The organism is Castellaniella sp., from assembly GCF_049650445.1.
In the GTDB taxonomy this organism is placed as follows: Bacteria; Pseudomonadota; Gammaproteobacteria; order Burkholderiales; family Burkholderiaceae_B; genus Castellaniella.
This window is the reverse complement of record NZ_JBASAD010000033.1, coordinates 115,418-141,006: the sequence shown is the minus strand read 5'-3', so window position 1 is coordinate 141,006 and position 25,589 is coordinate 115,418. Positions and strand designations below refer to the sequence as shown.

25 protein-coding genes are annotated in these 25,589 nt (G+C 58.7%); 16 read left to right on the top strand and 9 right to left on the bottom strand.

Annotation, left to right across the window (positions count from 1 at the left end; all coding sequences use genetic code 11):
- The first annotated feature begins 55 nt into the window (after positions 1–55).
- The 15 genes from rfbF to WA983_RS11315 all read left to right on the top strand — a co-directional run bounded on the left by rfbF (position 56) and on the right by WA983_RS11315 (position 17,267).
- A complete protein-coding gene (rfbF, locus tag WA983_RS11385) occupies positions 56–829 on the top strand; it encodes a glucose-1-phosphate cytidylyltransferase (protein ID WP_424312053.1) in 774 nt (257 codons plus the stop codon).
- The gene (gene rfbG / locus WA983_RS11380; RefSeq protein WP_424312064.1) at positions 829–1,920 is read left to right on the top strand and encodes a CDP-glucose 4,6-dehydratase; all 1,092 of its coding nucleotides are present in this window, start codon (positions 829–831) and stop codon (positions 1,918–1,920) included. Before rfbF ends, rfbG begins: the two co-directional genes overlap by 1 nt.
- Positions 1,917–2,510 (top strand): dTDP-4-dehydrorhamnose 3,5-epimerase family protein, encoded by a 594-nt coding sequence (locus WA983_RS11375; RefSeq protein WP_424312052.1) that lies wholly within the window; start codon positions 1,917–1,919, stop codon positions 2,508–2,510. Before rfbG ends, WA983_RS11375 begins: the two co-directional genes overlap by 4 nt.
- Positions 2,507–3,331 (top strand): NAD-dependent epimerase/dehydratase family protein, encoded by an 825-nt coding sequence (locus WA983_RS11370; RefSeq protein WP_424312051.1) that lies wholly within the window; start codon positions 2,507–2,509, stop codon positions 3,329–3,331. The genes WA983_RS11375 and WA983_RS11370 overlap by 4 nt, the downstream gene beginning before the upstream one ends.
- The gene (locus WA983_RS11365) at positions 3,328–4,080 is read left to right on the top strand and encodes a cephalosporin hydroxylase family protein (protein ID WP_424312050.1); all 753 of its coding nucleotides are present in this window, start codon (positions 3,328–3,330) and stop codon (positions 4,078–4,080) included. The genes WA983_RS11370 and WA983_RS11365 overlap by 4 nt, the downstream gene beginning before the upstream one ends.
- A 33-nt stretch (positions 4,081–4,113) precedes the next feature.
- Positions 4,114–4,605, top strand: coding sequence for an acyltransferase (locus WA983_RS11360; protein ID WP_424312049.1), 492 nt, complete (start codon positions 4,114–4,116; stop codon positions 4,603–4,605).
- Between the two features lie 46 nt (positions 4,606–4,651).
- Positions 4,652–11,422: a glycosyltransferase gene (locus tag WA983_RS11355; RefSeq protein WP_424312048.1), complete on the top strand. Its 6,771-nt coding sequence runs from the start codon at positions 4,652–4,654 to the stop codon at positions 11,420–11,422.
- 153 nt (positions 11,423–11,575) lie between these two features.
- Positions 11,576–12,409, top strand: coding sequence for a flagellin (locus WA983_RS11350; protein ID WP_424312047.1), 834 nt, complete (start codon positions 11,576–11,578; stop codon positions 12,407–12,409).
- Positions 12,410–12,679: 270 nt separating this feature from the next.
- Complete coding sequence (locus WA983_RS11345) at positions 12,680–13,144, top strand: hypothetical protein (RefSeq protein ID WP_424312046.1); 465 nt, start codon at positions 12,680–12,682, stop codon at positions 13,142–13,144.
- Between the two features lie 29 nt (positions 13,145–13,173).
- Positions 13,174–13,728, top strand: a complete 555-nt coding sequence (locus tag WA983_RS11340) for a DUF4351 domain-containing protein (RefSeq protein WP_424312045.1) — start codon at positions 13,174–13,176, stop codon at positions 13,726–13,728.
- 7 nt (positions 13,729–13,735) lie between these two features.
- Positions 13,736–14,644 (top strand): hypothetical protein, encoded by a 909-nt coding sequence (locus WA983_RS11335; protein ID WP_424312044.1) that lies wholly within the window; start codon positions 13,736–13,738, stop codon positions 14,642–14,644.
- 170 nt (positions 14,645–14,814) lie between these two features.
- Positions 14,815–15,108, top strand: coding sequence for a helix-turn-helix domain-containing protein (locus WA983_RS11330; RefSeq protein ID WP_424250506.1), 294 nt, complete (start codon positions 14,815–14,817; stop codon positions 15,106–15,108).
- Positions 15,080–15,424: a HipA N-terminal domain-containing protein gene (locus WA983_RS11325; RefSeq protein ID WP_424250500.1), complete on the top strand. Its 345-nt coding sequence runs from the start codon at positions 15,080–15,082 to the stop codon at positions 15,422–15,424. The genes WA983_RS11330 and WA983_RS11325 overlap by 29 nt, the downstream gene beginning before the upstream one ends.
- A 14-nt stretch (positions 15,425–15,438) precedes the next feature.
- Entirely contained in the window at positions 15,439–16,038 is a 600-nt protein-coding gene (locus WA983_RS11320; protein ID WP_424312043.1) for a type II toxin-antitoxin system HipA family toxin, read from the top strand.
- A gap of 128 nt (positions 16,039–16,166) precedes the next feature.
- Positions 16,167–17,267 (top strand): NAD(P)-dependent alcohol dehydrogenase, encoded by a 1,101-nt coding sequence (locus tag WA983_RS11315; RefSeq protein WP_424250497.1) that lies wholly within the window; start codon positions 16,167–16,169, stop codon positions 17,265–17,267.
- A gap of 58 nt (positions 17,268–17,325) precedes the next feature.
- Here the strand turns inward: WA983_RS11315 and WA983_RS11310 are convergent, their stop codons facing one another.
- The 8 genes from WA983_RS11310 to WA983_RS11275 all read right to left on the bottom strand — a co-directional run bounded on the left by WA983_RS11310 (position 17,326) and on the right by WA983_RS11275 (position 23,838).
- Positions 17,326–18,558 carry a type II toxin-antitoxin system HipA family toxin gene (locus WA983_RS11310; RefSeq protein WP_424250496.1) on the bottom strand — a complete coding sequence of 411 codons (1,233 nt, stop codon included), beginning with the start codon at positions 18,556–18,558 and terminating at the stop codon, positions 17,326–17,328.
- Positions 18,545–18,862, bottom strand: a complete 318-nt coding sequence (locus WA983_RS11305; RefSeq protein ID WP_424250494.1) for a helix-turn-helix domain-containing protein — start codon at positions 18,860–18,862, stop codon at positions 18,545–18,547. Before WA983_RS11305 ends, WA983_RS11310 begins: the two co-directional genes overlap by 14 nt.
- A gap of 127 nt (positions 18,863–18,989) precedes the next feature.
- Positions 18,990–19,397, bottom strand: a complete 408-nt coding sequence (locus WA983_RS11300; protein WP_424250492.1) for a YchJ family protein — start codon at positions 19,395–19,397, stop codon at positions 18,990–18,992.
- A gap of 21 nt (positions 19,398–19,418) precedes the next feature.
- Complete coding sequence (locus WA983_RS11295) at positions 19,419–20,102, bottom strand: ABC transporter permease (RefSeq protein ID WP_424250490.1); 684 nt, start codon at positions 20,100–20,102, stop codon at positions 19,419–19,421.
- Positions 20,103–20,104: 2 nt separating this feature from the next.
- The gene (locus tag WA983_RS11290) at positions 20,105–20,815 is read right to left on the bottom strand and encodes an ABC transporter permease (protein ID WP_424250488.1); all 711 of its coding nucleotides are present in this window, start codon (positions 20,813–20,815) and stop codon (positions 20,105–20,107) included.
- A gap of 54 nt (positions 20,816–20,869) precedes the next feature.
- A complete protein-coding gene (locus WA983_RS11285) occupies positions 20,870–21,685 on the bottom strand; it encodes a transporter substrate-binding domain-containing protein (protein WP_424250486.1) in 816 nt (271 codons plus the stop codon).
- A gap of 65 nt (positions 21,686–21,750) precedes the next feature.
- Positions 21,751–23,115: a TrkH family potassium uptake protein gene (locus WA983_RS11280; protein WP_424250484.1), complete on the bottom strand. Its 1,365-nt coding sequence runs from the start codon at positions 23,113–23,115 to the stop codon at positions 21,751–21,753.
- 66 nt (positions 23,116–23,181) lie between these two features.
- Positions 23,182–23,838 carry a potassium channel family protein gene (locus WA983_RS11275; protein WP_424250482.1) on the bottom strand — a complete coding sequence of 219 codons (657 nt, stop codon included), beginning with the start codon at positions 23,836–23,838 and terminating at the stop codon, positions 23,182–23,184.
- A 167-nt stretch (positions 23,839–24,005) separates the two neighbouring features.
- Between WA983_RS11275 and WA983_RS11270 the strand changes: the two genes are divergently transcribed.
- The gene (locus WA983_RS11270) at positions 24,006–25,004 is read left to right on the top strand and encodes an alkene reductase (RefSeq protein WP_424312042.1); all 999 of its coding nucleotides are present in this window, start codon (positions 24,006–24,008) and stop codon (positions 25,002–25,004) included.
- Between the two features lie 59 nt (positions 25,005–25,063).
- Here the strand turns inward: WA983_RS11270 and WA983_RS11265 are convergent, their stop codons facing one another.
- Positions 25,064–25,519, bottom strand: a complete 456-nt coding sequence (locus WA983_RS11265) for a GatB/YqeY domain-containing protein (protein WP_424312041.1) — start codon at positions 25,517–25,519, stop codon at positions 25,064–25,066.
- Positions 25,520–25,589 lie beyond the last annotated feature (70 nt).

Sequence of the window (25,589 nt, the reverse complement as noted above, 5' to 3'; positions counted from 1 at the left end):
CCTGTGCACCACCTTCTCCTGAACGACGATCGTCCTTACAATCGAAGCGACTCCAATGAAAGTAGTCATCCTTGCCGGGGGTTTGGGTACCCGTATCTCCGAGGAAACGCACCTGAAGCCCAAGCCTATGGTGGAAATTGGTGGCAAACCTATTCTATGGCATATCTTGAAGATGTACTCGCATCATGGCATCCGGGATTTCGTGATCTGCTGCGGTTACAAGGGCTATGTGATCAAGGAATACTTCGCCAACTACTTCCTGCACATGTCGGATGTGACCTTTGACATGAGCACCAATCGCATGGAAGTCCATCATCAGCATGCCGAACCTTGGCGGGTAACGTTGGTAGACACCGGCGAAACCACGCTGACAGGCGGGCGGCTGAAGCGAGTGCGTGATTATGTAAAGGACGAAGAGGCCTTCTGCTTCACCTACGGGGATGGGGTCAGCGATGTGGACATCAATGCTTCAATCCGCTTTCATCGGCAGCATGGCCGCCTGGCGACGGTAACGGCGGTGCAGCCGCCGGGGCGCTATGGCGCGCTCAGGCTGGATGGCGATGAAGTGACCGGCTTCACGGAAAAGCCTCGGGGCGATGGCGGGCTGATCAATGGCGGCTTTTTTGTATTGTCGCCCAAATGTCTTGATCGCATCGAAGGTGACCAGAGCAGTTGGGAGGGTGAACCACTGACGTCACTGGCGCGAGACGGCCAGTTGATGGCCTTCGAGCATAATGGCTTCTGGCAACCCATGGATACTCTGCGGGAAAAGAATCTGCTCGAAGACCTGTGGGTGTCGGGTAGGGCGCCGTGGAAGACCTGGGTGTGATGCGCACAGACGATACCGTCCCGGTCAATCCAGACCCCGCTTTCTGGCGGGGGCGGCGGGTGTTGCTGACCGGCCATACGGGGTTCAAGGGCAGTTGGCTGGCGCTGTGGCTGCACCGGTTGGGTGCGCAGGTGACGGGCATTGCGCTACCGCCCGCCGGCGCGCCGAATAATCTATATACGCTGGGGCGTATTGATGAACTGTGCGACAGCCACTTCATCGACATCCGTGACCCCCAGGCTGTGACCGACCGAGTTCGTCAGGCCGAACCCGAAATCGTTTTTCACTTGGCTGCGCAGGCGCTGGTGCGTGCCGGCTACGAGGATCCTCTGGCGACCTATGCTACCAACGTCATGGGCACGGCTCATGTGCTGGATGCGCTACGCGGCCTTGATTCCGTGCGTGCTGCAGTGATGGTCACGACCGACAAGGTCTATCGCAATCTGGAACAACCGTATCCCTATCGAGAGAATGATGCGCTAGGGGGGCATGATCCCTACAGCGCTAGCAAGGCTGCCAGTGAGCTGGTGATTGCCAGTTACCGTGATGCTTATCTGGCTGCCCAAGGTGTGGCGGTCGCCTCCGCGCGAGCGGGAAATGTGATCGGTGGAGGGGACTGGGCAGAAGATCGTCTCATTCCCGATGCTGTCCGTTATTGGCAAGAGGGTCAGGTGTTGCCAATTCGCCGTCCGCAGGCGATCCGGCCATGGCAGCACGTGCTGGAACCCATCTGTGCCTATCTGCTTCTTGCGGAGACTTTGTGTATGCAGCCTGCTGCGGCGGACGCCTATAACTTTGGTCCGCTGACACACGAAGCCGCGACTGTGTGTCAGGTTATCACGCAGGCGCAGCAGGCCTATGGCGCTGGAGAAATCCAGTGGGGTGACGGCACCGAAGGTCTGCATGAGGCTGGTTGGTTGACTCTGGAAACGGCTCGTGCCCGTACTGTATTGGGTATTCAACCGCGCTGGGACTTGAGGACGTCGGTTCATAGAACCATGATTTGGTATCGAGATCAGCGCGAAGGGCGTGATGCTCGTGTGCTGTGCCAGACTGAAATTGATGCTTTTACGACCTTGCCCGAGTTATGACAACCATAGAGTCAACGCGTTTTAGTTTCCGGTCCAGCCCTCTGCCAGGTGTGTGGGAAGCTGATCGCATGCCCATTTTTGATGCTCGCGGATCCTTTGCCCGGTTTTTCTGTCGGGACGAGTTCTTGAAGCTAGGTATGGACATTTTTCCTACTCAGATGAATTTTTCAAAATCCAATCTGGCGGGCACTATTCGAGGCATGCACTTTCAATATATGCCTAATGCGGAAACCAAGGTTGTGACTTGTATGAGTGGCAGCGTTTTCGATGTTGCTGTGGATCTGCGCTACAACTCTCCCACCTTTTTGCAATGGTTTGGTGTTACTCTCTCTTCTGCTCGGCAGAATAGTCTGATTATTCCTCCGGGGGTTGCTCACGGTTTTCAGAGCTTGGTGGATCAGGCTGAGATCCTATATATTGTTACATCCACATACAGCAGTAGTTTGGAAGGTGGCCTGCATCCTCTGGACCCGGGAATTGGTATTCATTGGCCATTGCCACCTGCAGAAATTTCCGAACGAGATATGCAGCGTGACTATATTGACGTCACTATGTATGCAGGGTTGACGCAACAAGGGGGGCGTCGATGAGTGTTAATCGTTTCACTGTTCTTGGCGGTGCAGGCTTTATTGGTAGTCATTTAATACAGCATCTGATCCGCGATGGTCACGACTATTGGGCTCCAGGCAGGCGTGAGCCTTTAGGGGCACAACCGCTAGGGCATGTCATTTACTGCATTGGTCTGACCGCTGATTTTCGTCAACGTCCACTAGAAACAGTAGAAGCGCATGTTTGCGTGCTGCGGCGATTGCTGGAGCAGGGAAATTTTACATCCCTTACTTATCTTTCCAGCACCCGTGTCTATGCTGGCAGCGGAGATACTCGTGAGGATGGCTCGCTGGTTGTAAATCCCAACGTATCGGGTGACCTTTATAATCTTTCTAAACTGATGGGGGAGTCACTGTGCTTGCATGGTGGCCATCCACGAGCCCGTGTGGCGCGCTTGTCGAATATTGTAGGCCTGCGTCCTGATCCTGATATTTTTATTGACCAACTTCTTGAGGAGGGTGCACGTACGGGACATGTCCGCCTCCAAACATCGCTTGATTCATGTAAGGATTATCTTTGTATCGATGATGCTGTGCGTATGCTGGTTTGTATTGCTGCCTCGTCTGTAGGTGGCGTCATCAATGTGGCCAGTGGCCAATCCGTAAGCAATCATGCAATTCTGAGCATGTTGTCTCAATATCTGGGTTTTTCCTTCGATGTTGTGCCTGACGCTCCTGCCTGGGAATTTCAGTCTATAGATATCACACGGTTACGTACGGAATTTAATTTTTCCCCCCGTGCATTCGAAGATTATTTTCCTGAATTTCTTTACCAATATCGCAATAAAAAGGGTCATTCATGAGTTATCTGGAAACCACTCCCACGGCGGCTGAAGACTATCGTACTGAAAAGCGTGAGCGTATTGCCCGCTTTGCTAATGACAAGGATTTCCGCGCCCTATCGGTCGATTGGCGTGCAAAGGCGTTGGAGCGTAAGTATATGAACAATTTTTCATGGCTTGGTCGGCCTATGATTCAACTGCCGACCGATGCTATGGCTATGCAGGAAATCATCTGGGCTGTTAAGCCTGATCTAGTTGTGGAAACTGGCGTGGCGCATGGGGGGTCCGCTGTTCTTTCGGCTTCGATTCTTGAGATGTTGGGGCATGGCCGGGTCCTGGGTATTGACATCGACATTCGGGCACACAATCGAGCAGCTATCGAGGCCCACCCTTTGGCGCATAGAATATCATTGTTTGAGGGCTCCAGTGTTGATCCTGTCATGGTTTCTAAGGTTCACGATTTAGCGCTTGGAAAGCGAGTGTTAGTATTTTTGGACTCTAATCATACGCATGAACATGTGCTAGCTGAGTTGAATGCTTATGCTGACTTGGTTGGTGTGGGTAGCTACTGCGTGGTGTTCGATACATTTGTAGAGGATCTGCCTGATGATTATATCTGGACGGATCGTCCCTGGGGCAAGGGAAATAATCCCAAGACGGCTGTGTGGGAGTGGCTGAAGACACACCCTGAGTTTGAGATTGATAAGTCCATTGAGGATAAAGTACTGATTACTTCAGCCCCAGATGGATTTCTAAGGCGAATTTCCTGATCCGCTAGTAGAGATGCCGCAGTTGGAAAATATATGATCGAGATTAATGAATCGGCTGTCATTTCACATTTAGCGGATATTGAGGATTCCGTGAGGGGGTCGCGAATTGTCATTGGCGCTCGATCTGTGGTCGACTCTTTTGTGAAGATCAAGCCCGCTGGTGGAATGGGGGACTTGGTCGTTGGGGCTGATGTGGTGATCAATTCAGGGTGTGTTTTATACACTGGAAACGGAATTTCCATTGGAAATAGCGTGGCGATTGCTGCTAATTGTACGTTTGCGCCGGTGAATCACGAATATCGATCACGCGGACGTCTGATTCGGAGTCAAGGATTTCGACCCAGTAAGGGAGGGATCATTGTTGAAGATGATGTTTGGATTGGGGCCAATTGTGTGTTGCTTGATGGAGCATGCGTGCACCAGGGGGCAGTCATCGCGGCAGGGAGTGTCGTGCGTGGGGAGCTCGAAGCCTATGGTGTATATGGCGGCAGCCCCTTGCGACGCCTGGGCAGTCGGTCAAGTTAACCCATTTTCGATTTTCTAGATGGATTCTCGAAAATTAAGGTATTGTATGAATTCTGCAAGCGTGACGAAATTTCCTGAAATTCCCAGGACTGCGAAATTTGCCATTTTAATTCCTACAGTCCGTTGGGATGACAAGGCAAAGTCCACCTTGGCTTCGTTTGTTGGAGTGGCAAGTGAAGATGTTGTGGTCTTGATTTCTGATAATAGCGAAAATTATGAAAAACGTGAATTTCTAAAAAAATTATCAGAAGTAAATAAAAATATTCTATATTTTGTGCATGAAAAAAATATCGGCGCATTAGATAATTTTTATTTTTTATATGAGTGGTGTGCTGATATTGATTTCAGTGCGATTATGGCGGATGATGATTGTGCGTCCCCTACGTATTATATAGATGCATACCGTGCTTTGCGCGAAAACGCGAGCGCCTCCTGCATTTCCGCAGGAAGCTCGTTGGTTGATTTTGGTGATGGTCAACTCCGTTCCATTAATCAACCATCGATGGTTGGATCCAATTTTATTGAAAGAGTGAAAAGCTGGAATGGGTGGGCGGCTCGTATGACTATGTATAATGTCAGTCGACGAGCATCATTGAGTAGAGCGATCACGTATTTAAAAAAGACCCCCATGCAGGGGGTTACTCTTTTGGAAAATATTTTTGAATTGAGTCGCCTTGCGGTTGGTGATTTTTGTCAAGTTCCTGGCCAGGGATTTTTTGTCCATTATCCTTTTCATGGTGGAGGGGGAGGGGAGGAAAGTGCAGAGAGATTGCACAAATTTCTCTGCGAGAAAGTTGGGTTGCGATTCCCAATGATTCGTTTCATGAAAATTAGCACTGCTATTCAATGTGCTATTTTTATTCTTGGAAAATACTCTCCTGTTGCTGATGAGTCGCAGCGGGCTTTGTATGCTGAGCATGTTTTTAGACATCTATTTTTCGATGGCTTTATTACCGCTGATTTGTCCGGAGATGGGGTTCGGGCATCTTTAAGAGATCTTCTTAAGAATAGCGATGCTGCTGTGGCAGGGTTCGATTATTATTGCGAACTGAAAGATAAAAATTCTATTGAATTTGATCTTGGTGTTGTAAGGTGGTTCTTGGAGATAGTTAAGGTATTTGAATCTTCTGCTAAGAAGAAAGAAGAGCTGCTTTCGGAAAAGTTTGCCAAATTTTGTGCGAACGCTTTGGGAAAAAGTGTCTCGGATATAAATCAAGCGATTATTCCGAGGGGTTCTGATTCAACTTCAGGTGGTAAAAGTGTTTTGCAGTGGTCTATCCCCGATTGGATGAATGATCGCACTCCATCCGCCGCCCGCATCCTCGCCATCCAAACCATGCTGCAAGCCAACCCCGACGTCGGGACGCTAGGTGTGGCCGTGGTTGTGCCGGATGACTCAGACCCACGTGCCCTGGCCGACACCCTGGATAGCTTGGCCGCGCAGCATCGGCGCGTGGACGGAGTCTGGCTCATCGGTCCGCAGATTCCGCCCGAAGCAACGGGCGGAATAGTTGAAGCGGTCATTGGTGATGAGCCCTGGCCTGTGCTGCTGTCTCGTAGAGTAGAGCAGGATGACGCGCCGGACTTCATCTGGATTCTTTACGCCGGCGACCAACTGCTGCCTCATGCCACCCTCACGCTCGGCGAGTACCGCCTGCGCAATTCAAATCCCCTGGTCTGGTATAGCGATGAGGCTGTCTTGAAGGATGGCGTTGCAGCCAACCCGATGCTCAAACCGGATCTCAATATTGACCTGCTGCGCAGTTACCCCTACGTAGGCCGGAATCAGGTACTCAGCACGGCGGCGATCCAGGCTGTCGGGGGGCTTGATGCGAGGGTGTCTGACTTGGCTCCGATCGATTTGATCTGGCGCCTGGTCGAACAGGCAGGGCCGCCCGTGGTGGGGCATGTGCCCGAAGTCTTGTTGCATGCTTCGATCGGCTTGATGGACTGGGTGCGGGATACGAATACGCAGGTCTGGTCTCCCGTAGTCACGCAGATGCACTTTGAGCGCTTGGGGGTAGACGCGCAGGTCCAACCTGGGCCTGTTTTGGGGTTTTTTCGCGTGGAATATCCTTTGCCTGAGCGGCCCCTGGTGTCCATCATCATTCCGACTCGCGATCACTTCACCGTGCTGCGCGATTGCATTGAAGGCTTGATGGAGCACACGGCCTACTCGAACTACGAACTGCTGATCGTGGATAACGGCAGCGTGGATCCGGATGCTTTGGGCTTCCTGTCCAACATGGAAAGTATGGGTGTGGATCAGGTGCGTGTGTTGCGTTGGCCGCAGACTTTTGATTTTTCTGCGATCAATAATTTTGCCGTTGAGCAGGCGCGGGGCGATGTCCTGCTGTTTCTGAACAACGACATTCAGTTTTCATCCCGGACGCACCCCGACTGGTTGGAACGCCTATTGCGGCTGGCATTGCGCCCTGAAGTCGGCATGTCGGGTGCCCGCCTCGATCTGCCGGATGGCCGGGTCGATCAATATGGTCAGGTGCCGGGGTTGGATAATAGTGTGGGCTTGGCCTTCCGAGGCGAAGCATCCAGCAAACAGGGGTATATGTATCGTCTGGCCGTGCAGCAGAACGCCAGCGCCTTGAGCGCGTCGTGCCTGATGATGCGGCGGGCGGTTTTCCAGGAGTTGGGTGGCTTTGACGCACAGGCGTTCCCGGTGTACTACGCCGATACGGACTTGTCCTTGAAGGCAGTGCAGGCGGGCTATCTGTTGGCTTTGGAACCCGAGACCGGCTTGTTGCATATGGGTGGGGCCACCCGCCTGTTGACGGAAAGATTCGGCCTGGAGGCCCGTCCGGACGACGATCAGCGCGACCGCCTCTACGCCCGCTGGCTGCCGCAGCTGGCATGCGATCCCTATTACCATCCCGCTTTTGATAAATCTACGCCGGGATTCAGCCTGAGCCGGGATGCGGCGCGGATTCATGATCCTTTGCCGGGACGCCCCTTGCCGGTGGTGCTGGCGTCGCATTTGGATTGGCATGGCTGTGGCCATTACCGGATCCTTCATCCTTTTCAGGCCTTGGCGAGCGAACTGCGGGCTGAAGGCGGCGTCAAGCACCGGGACTTTCACTTTACCGATGTGGCGCGCATCCAGCCGGATGTGATTGTGCTGCAAGGAGCCTGGCTCAACGAGGGCATTCTGACTCAGATCCGGCGCTACCGTGAGATCACGGGTGCCAAGGTCGTACTGGAGTTCGATGATTATCTACCCAACATCCCAGCTCGCAGCGCCTACCGCAAGACATTCAAGCAGAGCTGGATCAAGCACATGCGCCGCGCCATCGAGCAGGTGGACTGGCTGGTCGTGTCCACGCCGGTGCTGGCCCAGGAATATGCGGACTTTCACGATGACATCCGAGTGGCGCTTAACGGCCTGCTGCCGGCGTGGTGGGGCGGGCTGGAGGGCTGCCGCCGCACGGGCAAGAAGATGCGCGTGGGCTGGGCGGGCGGCGTCAGCCACACCGGCGATCTGGCCGAGATCCGCTCCGTAGTCAAGGATCTGCAGGATGAGGTCGAGTGGGTCTTCATGGGGATGCAGCCGGACGGAGTGGCATGCGAATTCCATCCGGGGGTGACGATCGAACAATATCCAGCCAAGCTGGCCGCCCTGAACCTGGATCTGGCGGTCGTGCCGCTGGAAATGAATCAGTTCAATCGCAGCAAGAGCAATCTGCGCTTGCTGGAGCTGGGCGCGTGTGGGGTACCGGTTATTTGTACGGATATTGATCCTTATCAGTGCAGCTTGCCCGTTTCTCGTGTCCGAAATCGTCCCCAGGACTGGGCGCGGGCGATCCGTGAGCATTTGGGAGATCCCGCGGCCTTGGCACAGCAGGGCGATGCCTTGCGTGATGCGGTGCTGCGTGATTGGATGCTAGAAGGCGCTTTTCTGGACCAATGGGCCAGTGCCTGGGGCGTGGCGCCAGGAGCGGAACCTGAACTGCTTGCCCGGCAGGAGATTGTGGTGATGTCCAGGCCGGAGCCGGTCAAGCCTGCCAATGTGACCAAGCCTCAGGAACCTGGGGCGGGCTCTGCGGGCCAGGCGGCGCAACCCATTCCTTCTGCTGATGCGAGTGAAATCAGGGCGGAGGAGCCTAGGCCATTAGTTCCTGCTGCAGAGGATCCTTTGGCCTGTTGGTTGGGTAAACGGGTGTTCAGTCCGGCTCAATCCCGCTTATTGATTGACTATTTTGCGCAGCAGGGCGGCATGCCCACCGTTGCAGTATTTATCCAATCAGTGGAGCGAGATGCCGGCGCTTTGGCGCGGACCTTACGTAGTCTGGAAACCTTGTGCGATGGCTTTGCACCGACGCAAATTGTTGTCGTGGGCGGGCAAGCGCCGGATCCGCATCCCGCTTTGTCGCAATTGCAGCATGCACCAGCTGGCGATGCGGCTCAGGGACTGGATGTCCTCAACCGTTTGGCGGGTGAGTCGGCATGTGACTGGTTTTTGTTCATTGAGGCGGGGGATGAGTTCACCGCCGCCGGTTTGCATATGCTGGCCCAGCATCTATTGGGTGCGCCGAATGCGCGAGCGGTTTACGGCGATGAAATGGCGCGCGATGCGGCAGGGCAGCTTTCAGCCTTTCTGCGTCCGGATTTCAATCTGGATTTGCTGCGCTCGACGCCCGCCACCATGGCCCGCCATTGGGTGTTCCGCCGGGATGTCTTTTTGGATGCAGGGGGCTTTGATCCGGCTTTTGCGGATGCGGTGGAATTTGATCTACTGCTGCGTTTGATCGATAGCGGCGGTGTGACAGGGCTGGAGCACGTAGCCGAACCTTTGCTGGTGGCTTTCGCGCCGGTATTCGAGACCAAGGCGTCCGAGCAGAAGGCGCTGCTGCGTCATGTGCGCAACCAAGGCTACGAGCATGCCACGGTCTTTGCGCACCTGCCGGGCTGCTATCGGGTGGAATACGGGCACCAGAAAAGGCCTGGCGTGTCCATCATCATTCCGACACGCAATCAGTTGCCCATGTTGCTGCGCTGCGTGGACAGTTTGTTGGAAAAAACCGCTTATCAGAATTATGAAGTTCTGATTGTAGACAACGGCAGCGACGAAGCGGACGCCTGCGCATGGCTGGATGGCATCGAGGCGATGGACAGCGCGCAATTGCGGGTGTTGCGCTATCCGCATCCTTTCAATTATTCGGCGATGAACAATCTGGCGGCCAGCCTGGCTCGGGGCGAATACCTGGTGCTGTTGAATAACGACACGGCCATTCTGCGCTCGGATTGGCTCGATGCCATGCTGAATCATGCGCAGCGCCCGGAAGTGGGGGTGGTGGGGGCCAAGCTTTTATATCCCGATGGCCGCATCCAGCATGCCGGCGTCGTGTTGGGCTTGCGCGGGCCAGCGGATCATCCTTTTATTGGTGGCGATCCCGACCAGCCAGGGTACATGCATCGGCTGCAGGTGGATCAGGACTACAGTGCCGTCACTGCGGCCTGCCTGATGATCCGCGCTTCGCTCTACCGTGAAGTAGGGGGGCTGGACGAAGGTGCGTTCAAAGTTTCCTATAACGACGTTGATCTATGCCTGAAGGTGCGGGAGTCGGGGCATCTGCTGGTCTGGACGCCCCACGCCATTTTGATGCACGAAGGTAGCGTCAGCCAGAACAAAGTGGATACCACTGCGGTGCAGGCCAAGATGCAGCGGTTCCGGGCAGAGCAGGATGCGTGCTATGCCAAGTGGCTGCCGATCATTGCGCGCGATCCTGCGTATACCCCGCTCTTGACTTTGCAGGGGCACGGTTTCAGTGTGGATACGCGGGCTGAATTCAACTGGCAGCCGTTGAGTTGGCGGCCTTTGCCGGTGGTGTTGGCCCTGCCAGCGGATCGCCAGGGCAGCGGTCATTACCGGGTCATCCAGCCGGGCCGGACGTTGAATGCCTTGGGCCAGGCAGCGGTCAGCGTCAGCGATCACAGTGACTTGTTGCTCGAAACGGAACGTCTGGCACCGGATACCGTAGTGTTTCAGCGGCAGGTGCGGGCAGATCAGATCGGTGCGCAGCAACGTTTAGCGAAATTTTTCCGGTGTTTCAAAGTGGCGGACCTGGATGATTACCTGCCCAGTCTGCCCGGCAGCAGTACGTACCGAGAGCATCAGCCCAAGGACATCCTGAAATTGATGCGGGAGTCCCTGGCGTTGACAGACCGCCTTGTCGTGTCCACAGAACCGCTGGCGGAAGCCCTGAGAGGCTTGCATCCCGATATCCGGGTTATTGAGAACCGGCTTTCCGTGCCGGATTGGTCTTCTCTATCCAGCCTGCGCCGCCAGGGGCGGAAGCCGCGTGTGGGCTGGGCCAGCGGTCTGGATCACTACCATGATCTGGCCTTGATTACGGATGTGGTCAAGGCCTTAGCGGATGAGGTGGAATGGATCTTCCTAGGGGCTTGCCCCGATGCGATCAGGCGCTGTGCGCATGAGTGGCATGCTGTAACCAGTATGGACAACTATCCCGTGCAACTGGCCGGTCTGAATCTGGATCTGGCCCTGGCACCGCTGGAAGACACGCGCTTTAACCAATGCGCCAGCAACCGACGCGTGCTGGAGTATGGTGCTTGCGGGATCCCGGTCGTGTGCAGCGACGTTCAGCCCTATCGTGGCCGTTTGCCGGTCACGCGGGTCAACAAGCCGCGTTTCAAGGATTGGGTTAGTGCGATCCGCATGCACACGCATGACCTGGATGCGTCCGCCCAAGCGGGCGATGCTCTGCGCGATGCCGTGCAATGGGATTGGATGCTGGATGAGCGGCATGCAGCGACTTGGTTGGCGCAGTGGACGGAGAGCTGATCCAGATCAAACCGAGGCGGGGTGTAAAAAATTTTCCGGATGGCTCTAAAGTTCCCCGCCCCCCCTCCGTTAACGGGTCAGAACAGGAGGTCACTCAGTTTGTCATCCTGGGCAACAAGGGCGGATCTCCGCCGAACAACTTAGGAGTCTCTCATGGCTGTTATCAACACCAACTACCTCGCTCTGGTCTCCCAGAACAACCTGAACAAGTCTCAGTCCTCCCTGGGTACCGCTATTCAGCGCCTGTCTTCCGGCATGCGTATCAATAGTGCCAAGGACGACGCCGCTGGTCAGGCCATCGCCAACCGCATGACCGCTCAGATCCGCGGCATGACCCAGGCTGCTCGTAACGCCAATGACGGTATCTCGCTGGCTCAAACCTCTGAAGGCAACCTGAGCGAAATCAACAACAATCTGCAGCGTATCCGCGAACTGGCCGTGCAAGCTGCCAGCGATGTGAACGGTACCTCTGATCGTGCCTCCATCAAGGAAGAAATCGATTCGCGCTTGAAAGAAATCGACCGTGTGGCCAACGGCGCTAAGTTCAACGACACGCAACTGTTGAATAGCTCGACCGGCTCCATCCACCTGCAGGTCGGTGCCAACACCACCAACAATGACTCGATCACCATCACCACGACCGATGCCACGGTTTCCGGCCTGGGCATCACTGGCACTGCCGCCGCCGGCGACGTATCCACCAGCGGCGCAGCGCGCACCATGATCAATGCGATGGATGCCGCTCTGAAGGCGGTCGATACGGCTCGCAGCACCCTGGGTACCTACCAGAATCGTCTGGAATCCACGGTTGCCAACCTGAACAACACCGTCACCAACCTGTCGGCTTCGCGCTCGCGTATCGAAGACGCCGACTACGCGATCGAAGTGTCCAACATGACGCGTGCCCAGATCCTGCAACAGGCTGGTACCGCCGTGCTGGCCCAGGCCAACCAGGTCCCGCAAACCATGCTGTCCCTGCTGCGTTAATTCGCACGGTGACTCGGGGTGGCTGCGGTCACCCCAGCATGTGGGGCTGCCAGTATTTAGCTGGCGGCCCTTTTTGTTTTTTTATTGAGGCAGTTTAATGACCGGGCTTTCAGTTGCGAGGCCTTGGTTGACCGGGGTTACTCCACTTGCGTAACGTGGATGAATGCGAGCGTGCCATAGGGATCTTTTCGCCTCTCGGCAGATCTGCCAGCTAGAAACCGTTCGTCATCCTTCAGACAATGGGCATCCTTTTGCCAGGATGCCCGCCCCATGTCAGACCCTGAACATTCGACTGGTGACGCTGTAGCGCGGCAGGCGCCAATAGCCGACGATCACGATAGCCCTTGGAAGGACGCGCTGGAACTGTATTTCCCCCAGGCCCTGGCGCTCTTGGCCCCGGACCTGCGTGCCGCTATCGACTGGTCCGTCGCGCCCGACTTCCTGGACAAGGAACTGCAGGCCATTGCTCTCCCCGGCAAAAAAGGCCGGCGTCTGGTGGACAAGTTGGTGCAGGTGCGATTGCTGGACGGCGCCGATGCCTGGCTGCTGATCCACGTCGAAGTCGAACGGCGCCTGGACGGACGCCAGGCGCTGAAGGTCTTCGCCTGGCGGATGTACGAATACCGCTACCGCATCCAGGTGCGCCTCATGCAGCAACGAAAACTGGCCCTGCCGCCCCGCATCTACAGCCTGGGAGTTCTGCTGGAAAGCCGGGGGGGGGGGGGAACCGCGTGACCCACGCCGATGAATGCTGGGACCAGGGGGTGAGATTCACCTTTCCTGTCGTAGAATTAGAGACATGGCGTACCCGCTGGGACGCGCTGGAAACCCTGGCGCCGACGAACCCCTTTGCTGTGGTCGTCATGGCGCAGTTGCAGGCCAACCGCTATCGGGACAAGCGCACCCGATTGGGACCAAAGCGCGAACTGGTGCGCCGCTTGCGACACTATGGCTACGACCCGGTCATCGCGGGGCAGGTTTATCGCCTGATCGAATGGATGATCGCGCTGCCCAAGGACCTTGAACCGGAATACCTGCGGGCGGTCAACACCCTGTCGGAGGAACGCAAAATGACGTATGTGACCCTGATTGAACGCGCGGCCCAGGCCAAGGGGCATGAGCAAGGTCGGGTGGAAGGTCGGGTGGAAGGCCACGTCGAAGGTCAGGCTGAACAACTGCTCCGCATGGTCCAGCATCGTTTCGGCCCACTGTCCGAGGACATCACTCAACGCATCCTGGCGGCCAAGGCCCCACAATTGGAAACTTGGTCGCTGAACATTCTGGACGCCACAGACCTGGACGACGTGTTCCAGCCCTGACCTGTTCATGAACAAAATCCATCAAGCCTTGCAAGACTTTCTCAGTCGCGTGCCTGCCGGCAGTCTGCGTGATCTGGATGATGTGCAGATGCTGACAGAGCAGTTCATGGCCATGCAAAATCATCAGGGATTGGATGATTTCGAGGGCCTCAGCCCGGCGCAGATGCGGCAGGCCTTGGACGGGGTGGAAGGCTTCGATGGTTTCCGGCTGCATCGTGAACAGCGGCTGGGGGATGCCATGCTGGAAGGGGTGCCGTTGATCGCCATGTACCGCGATCTGGCGCAGCGCCTGCAGGTGAAGCCAATCAAGCTGACGCCGAAAGGGCGTTGGCCCAGGGCGGTCTTCATGCCCCTTCATGACATCAAGAACTCACTGATCGCGGATGATCCTTATTCTGAATGGGTGCCGCGCCTGGAAGACGACTGCCCTGCGGTGACATCGGCGCGCGTGATCTTTGAAGAACTTCGGTGGGTCCGCATTGTCAGGGGGCAGTTGACCTTGACCAGGCTCGGCAAGACGCTGGCGCAGCCCGATCAGGCGGATAATCTGTTCTGGACTCTGTTCGAGTTCGTCATCGGCCGATTCAATTGGGGCTATAACGACCGCTACGATGCGAATCCCCATATTCAGCATACGTTTGTATTTTGCGTGTGGTTGCTGGCAAAAAACGCAGGCTGGCAAACCATGGGGCAGTTCCTGCAGCGCTACCATCGTGCATTCCCCAGTCTGGTTCAACAGGATCTGGCTGCGCTGGCCATTCGCATGACCCGCGTTTGGCAGTGGATGGGTGTTCTGCGGGTGAAATTCAATCGAACCCCGGCGGACTATGCGGGATCGCAGGATCAATTACAGCTGACTGCGCTGGGGCGGGCCTTGTACGGGGTTTACCGCCCTGAAATCAAGCCCGTTCCCTAGAAAAGGCGAACGCAGGGCAGCAATAGGCTACAGCGCAAAAGAGGGGATTGTGCTCTCAGGGCGTCGGGCCGTGAGATCGGTGATGTCGCTGTGGTTTTTATCTAGAATACTTGACAATTTTTCTTAATTTTGACGTAATGTCTAATATTTAATACATTCACATTGCGGTGATGCACATCAAAGAGCTAGGCTCCCTGGTCAGGGAACGGCGCCGAGCGGTCCGTCTGACACAAGCGCAGTTGGCGTCTCAGACCGGGATTTCGCGCGCCACCATTGCGGGCCTGGAGGCCGGTTCCCTGGCAGAGATCGGCTTTGTGAAGCTGCAGCGGATTTGCGAGTCGGTCGGGCTCGAGATGCGTGCTGTTCAGGCGCTTCAGGGGCGGCCGACTTTGGACGAACTGGTGGCGCTAAACCGGCAGGAATACGAGCAGAGCCATGCCAAGAAGCCACGATTCCGCTCCTGAAAATCTGTTGGACGTGTGGGTCCGGGACCTGCATGGATTGCGCAAGGTCGGCACGCTGGAGCGTTACAGTGAACCAGGTTTTGCTTGGCAAGTCCGCACGGCGTTTTACTACGACGATGGTTTGTCCGACCGGGACGCAGTTTCGATCACCATGCCTGTGCGTCGGGCACCTTACGAGCCGGAGGCCGCGGGACTCGTGGGCAATCTGCCGCCCATCTTCGATCAGAGTCTGCCTGAAGGTGCGCTCAGGGACTACCTGATGCGCCAATATGCCAAGGTCATCGAGGCGGGCTTCCCACCGCGCGTGTCCACCTGACTGAAAGCGGGCAGATGCTGGTCATCGAGCGGTTTGACCGGCAGGATGACGGGACCCCGCTGGGGTTTGAGGATGGCGCCACGTTGTGCGCCAGAACAGCCAGGCAGAAATACGAAGGCAGTTACGAGACCCTCGTACGCAACTTGCTGTTGATGGTGGAACCTGCAGGTCGTCCAGCCCTGCGCGGCGCGCTGTTCAAGCGGATCGTACTGTCTTGCGCGTTGGGTGATGGGGACGCTCATCTGAAAAATTTCGGGATGCTGTATGGCGACCCCGATGACACGGTGAAGTTCGCGCCGGTCTACGATATTTGCAGTACGCTGCCGTATATTGCGCAGGATCAGATGGCGTTGAGCATGGGGGGGAAACGCCTTTTTCCTTCCTCCGGCCATTTGATGGATTTCGGCCGTGTGGTGTGTGGCTTGAGCCGCAAGCAAGTCCAGTCTGTGTTTGACGAAGTACACGAGGCAATCCGGGATACCCTCAAAGACCTCGACGATTACTGTGATCTCTATCCCGATTTCGCCGCTGCGTGTGGCAAGCAGTTGTTTTCGGTCTGGCAGTCGCTGGCCAAACACGTGTTGGCTATTCCGTTGGATCGGCCTGGTTCCTGAGCGGATATCCCCATGCCAAATGGGGTTTTCATGATCTGACGCAAGCAGCAATTCGTAGAGAGCCGATACGATGGCACCATCATCTGCAGGCGGGGCCTGCACCCGTCGATCTCGTGAAGGAGAGCGCCATGGCCGCCACAATGAAAGCCGCTGTTTTTGTCGAACCCGGTCGGATCGAACTGACCGAAAAGCCCATCCCTGATGTCGGCCCCAACGATGCGCTGGTCCGCATCACCACTACCACGATCTGTGGCACTGACATCCACATCCTCAAAGGCGAGTACCCGGTCGCCCGGGGGCTGACCGTCGGCCACGAGCCCGTGGGCATCATCGAAAAACTCGGCAGTGCGGTCACGGGCTATCAGGAAGGCCAGCGCGTCATCGCCGGCGCGATCTGCCCGAATTTCGGCTCATACGCGGCCCAGGACGGCGTTCCGTCGCAGGATGGCAGCTACCTGATCCCCTCCGGGCGTTGCGGCTGCCATGGCTACAAGGCCACCGCCGGCTGGCGTTTCGGCAATCTGATCGACGGCACCCAGGCCGAATACGTGCTGGTGCCCGACGCGCAGGCCAATCTTGCGCCGATTCCGGACGGTCTCACCGACGAGCAGGTGCTGATGTGCCCGGACATCATGTCCACCGGTTTCAAGGGAGCGGAGAACGCCAATATCCGCCTGGGCGACACGGTGGTCGTTTTCGCGCAGGGGCCTATCGGCCTGTGTGCGACCGCCGGTGCGCGCTTGCTGGGCGCGACCACCGTCATCGCGGTGGATGGCAACGAGCACCGCCTGGGCATTTCGCGGCGATTGGGTGCCGACGTCACGCTCGATTTCCGCTCATGCGACGTGGTCGATGAGGTGATGCGCTTGACGGGCGGACGCGGCGCCGATTCGGCCATCGAGGCGCTTGGCACGCAGACCACGTTCGAGCAGGCGCTGCGCTGCCTCAAGCCTGGCGGCACGCTGTCCAGCCTGGGCGTGTATTCCCAGGATCTGAAGATTCCGCTGGACGCCTTCGCCGCCGGCCTGGGCGACCATCGCATCAATACCGCCCTGTGCCCCGGCGGCAAGGAGCGCATGCGCCGCCTGATGAACGTGATCGCGGCCGAACGCCTCGATCTCGGCGCGCTCGTCACCCACCACTATCCGCTGGATGACATCGTCGCGGCGTACGACCTGTTCGCTCACCAGCGTGACGGGGTGCTGAAGATCGCGATCAAGCCGTTTTGAACGACTTTCCCGGATGGCGATTGCCCTCGGCTACAACGCACTCGTGACTCGCGTCAATTCACCAGGTACGATCAATACGGTCCAGCATCAGTTGATTCATGCTGTCAGTCAAGATTGGCTGAATTCGCTCATACGTGACTCGCAACTGATGCAGAAAGGCGTCTAAATGGGACTGTGCCTGATCCATGTTTGCAAACCCGAAGCGAAGTGCATCGGCAAGGATGTTGGCGCGTGAAATGGTGGTGCTGCTTTCTCCGAGAATCATCGATAACTTTTGAGGCATGAATGCAGTTTCGGGGACCACATCAAAAGCAGGGGCAAGCCGCCATCGTTGTTCTTCGGGCACATAGATGGCCGCATGATTTCGCGGGTGGTCGTCATCATTGCCAATAACGGCGTTGAAAACCATGCGGTTGAACAATTCGATCTGATCCTGCCTGGGAACACCGATTTGCGCCAATGCGTCAGAGAGCCTTGGGTAGCTCCACCGCGAGGTTTGTTCCACTGTTGAGTTTGGGTATTCGGCCTGCAGCATAGAAGCTGCGCTCAGTACCATCCGCCGGCGCCCTTGCACTCGATCAAACCGGGAAGACAGAAGTACGGACAGTCCCGTCCCTTTGGTATCGGAAAAGGAAATGTATTGTGTCTGTGCAAAATTCATCCCTGTCGCGCTGGCCCATTGCTGCATTGCGTGCTCCAACAAGGGAACATCGAACACATCGGATGACAGGACCGGTTTTGCAAGCCAGAAGATCTGGTGATCTTGCACGGTTGCCTTGGGTCGGGCCCCGCCCAGGCTTGGCGTTGAGAGGATCTTGCGCCGTAGCTTGGCATTGATCGCCGGCAGCCGATCGCTCATGGCGGTCAATTCCAGGACCAGAGCCTCCAGTTCAGGCAGCTTGGGGTTGTTCAAGTGAGCGATCGATGGCTGTCTGGATGTTCCAATGGCCAATGCCCCCCACTGGTCGGCATTGCCAGCCTTCATCAGATATGAAAGGTGCGGTGCGCTCTCGGTCAGGCCGAATTCCCGTTTGATCAGTGTGCGGCCCCAAGAGTCTGGACATGCGTCTCGAATGACGTCATGCAGCCCTTGATATCGAGTAGCCGGAATCAATCCGGGAAGCAGCGGCAGGTTGATGGGGTCGATCGCCACAGAGCTGGGGTCCCCCAGGTAGCTTTTTGCGTACTGGAATTGGCCTGCGGCGTTGTCTGACTGGCCATAACGCCCAATGGTGATCCAGATCCCCGTGTGTGGATGCTCAAGGTAAACGTAGCAGTTACTGGAAGTCATCGTCAGCCTCGAAAGGGGAGCGCGCTCGGGTGGATTCGCCGCCCAGATAGAGACTGGGTTCCAGTTCCGGTGCTACGCGATCGAGCAGGCCCAAGACATTCAGGGCGGACAGATAAGTGGATGCAGCTACGCCTGGGTCGCCTTCCTCAAGGCGCCGCAGCGTCGGTCTGGAGATGGAAATTCGTTGGCACAGATCCTCGGCCCGAATGTGCTGCCTGACTCTTTGCAGCCGCACGCAGTTACCCCACATGCGAATCTTGTCAAGCACATTCATATTGACAACAATGACGTTTTTTTTTGGCATGCGTGATCGAGTCCAGATAGGTCTTGCCGTCCTGGCCAAGCGCATCAACCTAAGTCATGATGGATCATAGATTTGCCATTGTACTTGATAATGGAAAATCTATGTCTGGCATCATGCCCGGCATGGCTTACCTTTGCACGTCTCCATCCACATACACCCACACCCCCGCCACCCGCGTGAATCGGCTGGTTTCATGAATCCGGCTGGCGCGGCCGTTGACCCGGACCCGCGCGACGAATTCCACGATCTCGTGATCGTCATCCAGACGGACGTGGCGGCGCACGGCCAGTCCCAGCCAGCGGGTGCCGGGTTCGTTGGGTTCCAGAACCGGCGGGCGGGTGTCGGGATGCCAGGTCTGCAATAAATAGTCCAGTTCATCCAGTACGTAGGCGCTGTAGCGTGAACGCATCAGTGCCTGGGCGTCGGGCGCTTGCAAATGAAGTGGGCCACGATGCCAGCGGCCGCAGCAGTCGGCGTAGGCGGCCGGCAGGCCGCAGGGGCAGGGGGCGGGTTTGCCGGCGGTGGGTTTCGTCATGATCGATGAGCCATTGAGGACTCAATCCCCCGACCGGATCCCCAGGCTGCGCTCCACCAGCCAGGCGCAGCCCAGCAAGGTCACGTTGATGGCCAGATACAGAATACCGGCAATGATGAAGGTTTCGACGATCAGGTAGCTCTGGCTCATCAGGCGGCGGGCGAAGCCGGTCAGTTCCATCACGGCGATGGTGGAGGCCAGGCTGGTGCCTTTGATCGCCAGCACCAGTTCGTTGCTGTAGGCCGGGAAGGCCTGGCGGATGGCCAGGGGGAAACGGATGCGGCGGAAGACCTGCAGGCGGTTCATGCCGCAGGACACGGCGGCGTCCAGTTGGCCGGTGGGCACGGACTGCAGGCCGCCGCGGATGGCCTCGCTCATGTAGGCGCCGCTGTTCAGGGCGATGGCCAGGATGGCGCAGCGCGCGCCGTCGGAAAACAGCCACCACAGGACGGGTTGCTCGCGCACGAATTCCAGGGTGCCGATGCCGTAGTACAGCAAGAACAACTGGATCAGCAGCGGCGTGCCGCGAAAGACGGTGCTGTAGGCGAAGGCGGTGCCGGACACCAGCCGGTTCGGGGCCGTGCGCATCAGCGCCGCACCCAGGCCCAGCAGCGAGGCGAACAGGATGGAGAGCAGGCCGATGCGCAGCGTGATCCAGAAGCCTTCGATCAGGACGGGGACGGCTTGTTCGAACAGTTCGATCATTGTCAGGCCCCCCGCATGCCGCGCCCGAAGTGGCGCTCGGCCCAGACGAACAGGCCCTGGCTGCAGACGCCGATCAGGAAATACAGGATGCCGGCCATCAGGTACAGGGCCAGGGGCGCGCGCGTGGCGGCCGCGCCCAGGACGGCGGCGCGCATCAGTTCGACCAGGCCCACCAGAGAGATCAGGGCGGTGTCCTTCAGGGCGGCCTGCCAGACGTTGTTGGCGCCGGGCAGGGCGTACCAGAACAATTGCGGCAGGGTAATGCGTTGCAGGCACTGGCGGCGGCTCAGGCCGATGGCGCGGGCGGCTTCGAGCTGGCCGGGATCGATGGCCTTGAAGGCGCCGCGAAAGACTTCGACGCTGTAGGACCCGGAGATCAGGGCGATGGCGAGGATGCCGATCAGCATGGGGAAGACGGTGCTCATCAGGTCGTCCCAGTCCAGCCAGTCGGCCAGGTCGGCAGCGGGCTGGACCGCGCCGAAGAACAGCAGATAAATGATGAGCAGCTCCGGGACGCTGCGCACGATCAGGGTGTACAGGGCGACGAGGGCGCGCACCGGACGGCTGGCGCCGGTCTTGGCGGCCGCGCCGGCGATGCCGATGAGCATGCCCAGGCAGATGCCGCACACGCTGATGAACACGGTCATGGCCGCGCCGCGCAGCAGCATATTGCCCCAGCCGGCGCTCAGGATATCGTGCAGGGACTGAATCATGAAATGAATTGAAAAGCCGGCCTCCGGGGAGGCCGGCCGTGTCCTTGCGAAGGATTACTTGCAGGCGGCGTAGTTGGACAGATCGACGCCGAACCACTTGGTGCTGGAGGACTTGATGGTGCCGTCGGCGATCAGTTCGCACAGGGCCTTGTCCACCTTGGCCTTCAGCTCGGTGTTTTTCTGGTTGATGCCGGCTCCGATGCCCAGGCCCAGGATGTCCGGGTCGGCGCTGCTCTTGATCACCGCATCGGCCAGGGCGAATTTGCCCTTGCCGGTGGTGTCCAGGAACTGGCTTTGCGGGGTGACTTCGGAGAAGGTCGCATCCAGGCGGCCGGCCGACAGGTCCATCTGCATCTGGTCCTGGGTCTCGTAGGTCTTGAGCTTCATGTCCGGGGCGTATTTCTGCAGGTAGGCGCCTTGGGTGGTGCCGCTTTGCACGCCGACCGTCTTGCCCGCCAGGCCGGCCATCAGCGCCTTGGAGTCGGCGGCCTTCAGCAGGGCGTTGTCCTTGGGCAGCACGAAGGCGGAGTCTTCCGTCGCGTAGGGCAGGCTGAAGGAGATGACTTTGGCGCGTTCGGCGGTGACGGACATGCCGGAGATCACCAGGTCGAAGCGGTCAGCCTGCAGAGCGGGGATCAGGCTGTCGAAAGCCTGGACCACGAAGCGGCATTTCATGTCGAGTTTCTTGCACAGGGCTTGACCAACGTCGGCGTCGAAGCCGGTGACCTTGCCGTTGGCATCCACCATGCTCCAGGGCGGGTAGCCGCCCTCGGTGCCGATTTTCAGGGTGGCGGCCGAAGCCGTGGTGGCCAGGCCGGCAAGGCCCAAAGCGGCGCACAGTGCCGCTTGACGTGCGATGGTAATCACCATGGACGGAATCCTAATGAAAGGTTGGGACTGAGAGAAAAAGCAATAGTAGTACATCAGGAAGAGATTCACCCTATCTGCACCACCGTTTCGGGGTAGCGCACCCGGCTGCGGCGCTGTGTGCCGAGGCTGTAGACCAGGGTCAGGGGGCCCAGGCGGCCGATGAACATCAGCAGCATCAGGATGATCTGGCTGGGCAGTCTCAGGGTGCGGGTCAGGTCGGGGCTGATGCCGGTGGTGCTGAAGGCCGCCATCACTTCCATGACCACGGCGATGAAGGGCAGGCTTTCGAACAGGCTGACCAGGAAGATGCCCAGGCAGACCAGCAGGCCCGACACCATCATCAGGGCCAGGGCCTTCTGGATGGTCTCGGGGGCGATGGCGCGGTGCATCAGCACGACTTCTTTGCGCTGCAGGATGTAGGCTCGGACCACGGCCAGCAGGACGATGAAGGTGGCGAGCTTGATGCCGCTGGCGGTGGACAGCGACCCCCCGCCGATGAACATCAGGCCGGTGAGCAAAAAGCGCGAGCTGTCGTGCAACTGATCGACGTCCACACTGGCGAAGCCGGCCGTGCGCGATGCGACGACCTGGGTCCAGGCCGCCAGGCCCTGGCTGGCGGTCGGCAGCGCGCCCAGGGTGTGGGGATTGTGCGCCTCGATCAGCCAGAACAGCGCAAGGCCGACCAGATTCAGGATCAGCGTGCCGATCAGCATCAGCCGTGTGTAGTAGGCCAGCGTCGACCAACTGCGTTTTTGGTTGATATCCGCCAGTACGCTGAAGCCCAGCCCGCCCAGGATGATGCAGCCGGTCATGACGAAGGTGGTGACCGGGTCGCCGACGAAGCTGGCCAGGCTGCCGGGAAACAGCGACAGGCCGGCGTTGTTGAAGGCGGAGACGGCATGGAACCCGGCCAGCAGAAAGGCATGTCCCAGGTCGTCGTGGCGCCACCACCAGAGGGTCAGGATCAGGATGGCTGCGCCTTCGATCGCCAGGGAAAATTTCAGCACCGTCAACGCCGTCTGGCGGATGCGCAAGACGCTGGTCTGATTGAAGGCTTCCAGCGCCAGGGCCTGGTATTTCAGGCTGACGCGCTTGCCCAGGGTCAGAGTGGCGATGATGGCAAAGGTGACGAAGCCGATGCCGCCGATCTGTACCAGGGCCAGCAGCACGGCCTGGCCGAAGAAGCTCAGGTCCAGGGCAGGGTCGATCAGCATCAGGCCGGTGACGGTGACTGCGGAGGTGGCGGTGAACAGCGCCTCGAACACGCCGAAGGGGTGGCGTTGCGCGATCGGCAGAGACAGCAGCACGGTCCCGATCAGGATCAGGACGAGGAAGCTGCCGGCCAGGACGGCGGGCGGACTGGCCTGCAACTGGCCGGTGTGGCGCGCCTGGCGGTAGGCCTGCAGCGGGTGGATGGTGAAGCGGGTCATGCTCAGTCGGGGCGGTCGAGGGACGGGGTCATGCAGATCGAAACAAGGAGGCGCAGAAACGGGGTGTCAGCTCAGTTTGGGCGCTGCGATTTTCAGGTAATGAAGCGGACCGAACAGAATCAGGGTGTCCTTGGCGCGTACCACGAACTGATGGGAGGGGTGCACGGTGGTCTCGCCCTTGCGCTTGACGGCCAGGGCGTGGATGGCGCCCGGCGGTTCGGTGGTCAGGGCGTCGCCCAGGGTGTGGCCGTCCAGTTTCGCGCTGGCTTCGATTTCGACCACGAAATCTCCATTGCCCAGGGAGATGTAGTCGTTGACCATGGGGTAGCTGAGCACCTGGGCGATGCGAATGCCCATTTCATCTTCCGGATGGATGATGCGGCTGGCGCCCAGCTTGGCCAGGATCAGATGGTGTGCGCGTGAGGACGCCTTCACCCACAGGACCTTGACGCCCAACGCCTTCAGGTGCACGGTGCAGACCAGGCTGGCCTGCAGATCTTCGCCGATGGCGACCAGCACCACGTCGTACTCGGCCAGGCCCAGTTCGGCCAGGGTGTCGCGGTCGGTGACGTCGGCGATGGCGGCACGGGTCAGCTTGTCGGCCATCTGATCGACGACTCGGCCATCGGCGTCCACGCCCAGGACCGAATGGCCCAGCCGCATCAGTTCCAGCGAGGTGGCGCTGCCGAAGCGACCGAGTCCGATGACGGCGAATTGTCCCATGGTGTTCCTTTATGCATGTCCCGGATAGCGTTTCCGCGATGGTCAAGGGCTGGAAAATCTGGTAAAAACCCTGATGGATTTTTATGTGAATTTAATATCTGGATGGTGCATTGCAGCAAATCATGACAGAACATGCGCTGAATCAGCCCCGCTTTTTCCCGCATGATATGACAAGTTTGTTCGATCCGGTCAGGCTGGGTGAAATCGAACTGCCCAACCGTATCGTGATGGCGCCGTCGGCGGGGGCATGGCCTGCGCAGTGCCGCGTACCCGATGATGGCATGCGCGCGTTTTACACTCAGCGCGCCGACGCGGGCCTGATCCTGGCCGGGGCGGCCTCGGTGTCGCCGCTGGGTGTCGGGCATCCCAACATGGCGGGCATCTGGAACTCTACCCAGGCCCAGGGCTGGCGGGCGGTGACGGACGCCGTGCATCGGCGCGGCGGGCGCATCGTTCTGCAGTTGTGGCATGCCGGCCGGGTGTCAGACCCGGAATACCTGTCGGGCGAGATGCCCGTGGCGCCCAGCGCCATTGCCTGTGGACGGGGCCCGTGCCTGCAGGCCGGGGGCTTTGTCGTGCCGCGCAGCCTGCGGCTCGATGAGATCCGGCGCGTGATTGCGGATTTCGAACAGGCGGCCCGCCACGCCTGGCTGGCGGAATTCGACGGGGTCGAAGTGCACGCCGGTGACGGTTATCTGATCGATCAGTTTTTGCACGATGGCTCCAATGGCCGTCAGGACGATTATGGCGGCACGGTGTGCAAGCGCAGCCGCTTCCTGCTGGAAATCGTCGATGCCTGTGCCGGCATCTGGGGGGCGGGGCGCGTCGGGGTGCATCTGTCGCCGCGCGACGACCGCTACGATATGCGGGATTCGGATCCGGTGGCGCTGTACCGTCACGTGGCCCGCGAACTGGGCCAGCGGCGCACCGCATTCATTTGCGTGCGCGAACACGAGGGTGCGGATGCGCTGGCCCCGGTGATCCGCGACGCCTTCAGCGGCGCGCTGGTGCTGAACGAGGGCTACGATCCTGATTCTGCGCTGCGCGCCGTCCAGGCGGGGCGGGGCGAGGCGGTCGCCTTCGGCCGCTCGTTCGTTCGCAATCCCGATCTGGTCCAGCGCATCAGGGCCGGGCAGACTCTGGAACCGACCGCCTCGGCCGGCTGAAATTCAGCCGGATCACGAGGCGAACCAACGACGTGATCCGGTTGAATCCGGGCCCGGGGCTATAGGCGGGCGCGGACCTGTGCCGATACGGCGGCCATGTCGGCGCGGCCGGCCAGCGCCTTTTTCAGTTGGGCCATGATCGCGCCCATGGCGGCGCCGCCTTGCTGTCCCTGGCTGGCAGCCTGGGCGAAGGCGGCATCGATGGCGGCCGCAATTTCCTCGGGCGTGGCGCCCTGGGGCAGGAATTCCTTCAGGATGTCCATTTCGGCGCGTTCCTGGTTGGCGCTGTCGGTGCGGCCGGCGGACTCGAATGCGGCGATCGATTCGCGGCGCTGTTTGACCTGTTTTTCGATGATGACCAGGATCGAGGCGTCATCGGGTTCGATGCGCTCGTCCACGGCCTTCTGTTTGATGGCGGCTTGCAGCAGCCGCAGGGTGCCCAGGCGGAGGCTGTCGTGTGCGCGCATGGCGGCCTTGACGGCGTCGGATATCTGGCTGGCGAGCCCGGTGCTCATGGGGATTTCCTGTGGGGTGTGAAAAGCAGCATTTTAGCGCGCACCCCGGGGCGTCCGTCCTGGCGGGGCG

What these genes read in the sequence shown, in the direction of transcription:
- rfbF (WP_424312053.1), top strand. Translation starts at nt 56, where the DNA reads ATGAAAGTAGTCATCCTTGCCGGGGGTTTGGGTACCCGTATCTCCGAG.
- rfbG (WP_424312064.1), top strand. Translation starts at nt 829, where the DNA reads ATGCGCACAGACGATACCGTCCCGGTCAATCCAGACCCCGCTTTCTGG.
- WA983_RS11375 (WP_424312052.1), top strand. Translation starts at nt 1,917, where the DNA reads ATGACAACCATAGAGTCAACGCGTTTTAGTTTCCGGTCCAGCCCTCTG.
- WA983_RS11370 (WP_424312051.1), top strand. Translation starts at nt 2,507, where the DNA reads ATGAGTGTTAATCGTTTCACTGTTCTTGGCGGTGCAGGCTTTATTGGT.
- WA983_RS11365 (WP_424312050.1), top strand. Translation starts at nt 3,328, where the DNA reads ATGAGTTATCTGGAAACCACTCCCACGGCGGCTGAAGACTATCGTACT.
- WA983_RS11360 (WP_424312049.1), top strand. Translation starts at nt 4,114, where the DNA reads ATGATCGAGATTAATGAATCGGCTGTCATTTCACATTTAGCGGATATT.
- WA983_RS11355 (WP_424312048.1), top strand. Translation starts at nt 4,652, where the DNA reads ATGAATTCTGCAAGCGTGACGAAATTTCCTGAAATTCCCAGGACTGCG.
- WA983_RS11350 (WP_424312047.1), top strand. Translation starts at nt 11,576, where the DNA reads ATGGCTGTTATCAACACCAACTACCTCGCTCTGGTCTCCCAGAACAAC.
- WA983_RS11345 (WP_424312046.1), top strand. Translation starts at nt 12,680, where the DNA reads ATGTCAGACCCTGAACATTCGACTGGTGACGCTGTAGCGCGGCAGGCG.
- WA983_RS11335 (WP_424312044.1), top strand. Translation starts at nt 13,736, where the DNA reads ATGAACAAAATCCATCAAGCCTTGCAAGACTTTCTCAGTCGCGTGCCT.
- WA983_RS11330 (WP_424250506.1), top strand. Translation starts at nt 14,815, where the DNA reads ATGCACATCAAAGAGCTAGGCTCCCTGGTCAGGGAACGGCGCCGAGCG.
- WA983_RS11325 (WP_424250500.1), top strand. Translation starts at nt 15,080, where the DNA reads ATGCCAAGAAGCCACGATTCCGCTCCTGAAAATCTGTTGGACGTGTGG.
- WA983_RS11320 (WP_424312043.1), top strand. Translation starts at nt 15,439, where the DNA reads ATGCTGGTCATCGAGCGGTTTGACCGGCAGGATGACGGGACCCCGCTG.
- WA983_RS11315 (WP_424250497.1), top strand. Translation starts at nt 16,167, where the DNA reads ATGGCCGCCACAATGAAAGCCGCTGTTTTTGTCGAACCCGGTCGGATC.
- WA983_RS11310 (WP_424250496.1), bottom strand. Translation starts at nt 18,558, where the DNA reads ATGACTTCCAGTAACTGCTACGTTTACCTTGAGCATCCACACACGGGG.
- WA983_RS11305 (WP_424250494.1), bottom strand. Translation starts at nt 18,862, where the DNA reads ATGCCAAAAAAAAACGTCATTGTTGTCAATATGAATGTGCTTGACAAG.
- WA983_RS11300 (WP_424250492.1), bottom strand. Translation starts at nt 19,397, where the DNA reads ATGACGAAACCCACCGCCGGCAAACCCGCCCCCTGCCCCTGCGGCCTG.
- WA983_RS11295 (WP_424250490.1), bottom strand. Translation starts at nt 20,102, where the DNA reads ATGATCGAACTGTTCGAACAAGCCGTCCCCGTCCTGATCGAAGGCTTC.
- WA983_RS11290 (WP_424250488.1), bottom strand. Translation starts at nt 20,815, where the DNA reads ATGATTCAGTCCCTGCACGATATCCTGAGCGCCGGCTGGGGCAATATG.
- WA983_RS11285 (WP_424250486.1), bottom strand. Translation starts at nt 21,685, where the DNA reads ATGGTGATTACCATCGCACGTCAAGCGGCACTGTGCGCCGCTTTGGGC.
- WA983_RS11280 (WP_424250484.1), bottom strand. Translation starts at nt 23,115, where the DNA reads ATGACCCGCTTCACCATCCACCCGCTGCAGGCCTACCGCCAGGCGCGC.
- WA983_RS11275 (WP_424250482.1), bottom strand. Translation starts at nt 23,838, where the DNA reads ATGGGACAATTCGCCGTCATCGGACTCGGTCGCTTCGGCAGCGCCACC.
- WA983_RS11270 (WP_424312042.1), top strand. Translation starts at nt 24,006, where the DNA reads ATGACAAGTTTGTTCGATCCGGTCAGGCTGGGTGAAATCGAACTGCCC.
- WA983_RS11265 (WP_424312041.1), bottom strand. Translation starts at nt 25,519, where the DNA reads ATGAGCACCGGGCTCGCCAGCCAGATATCCGACGCCGTCAAGGCCGCC.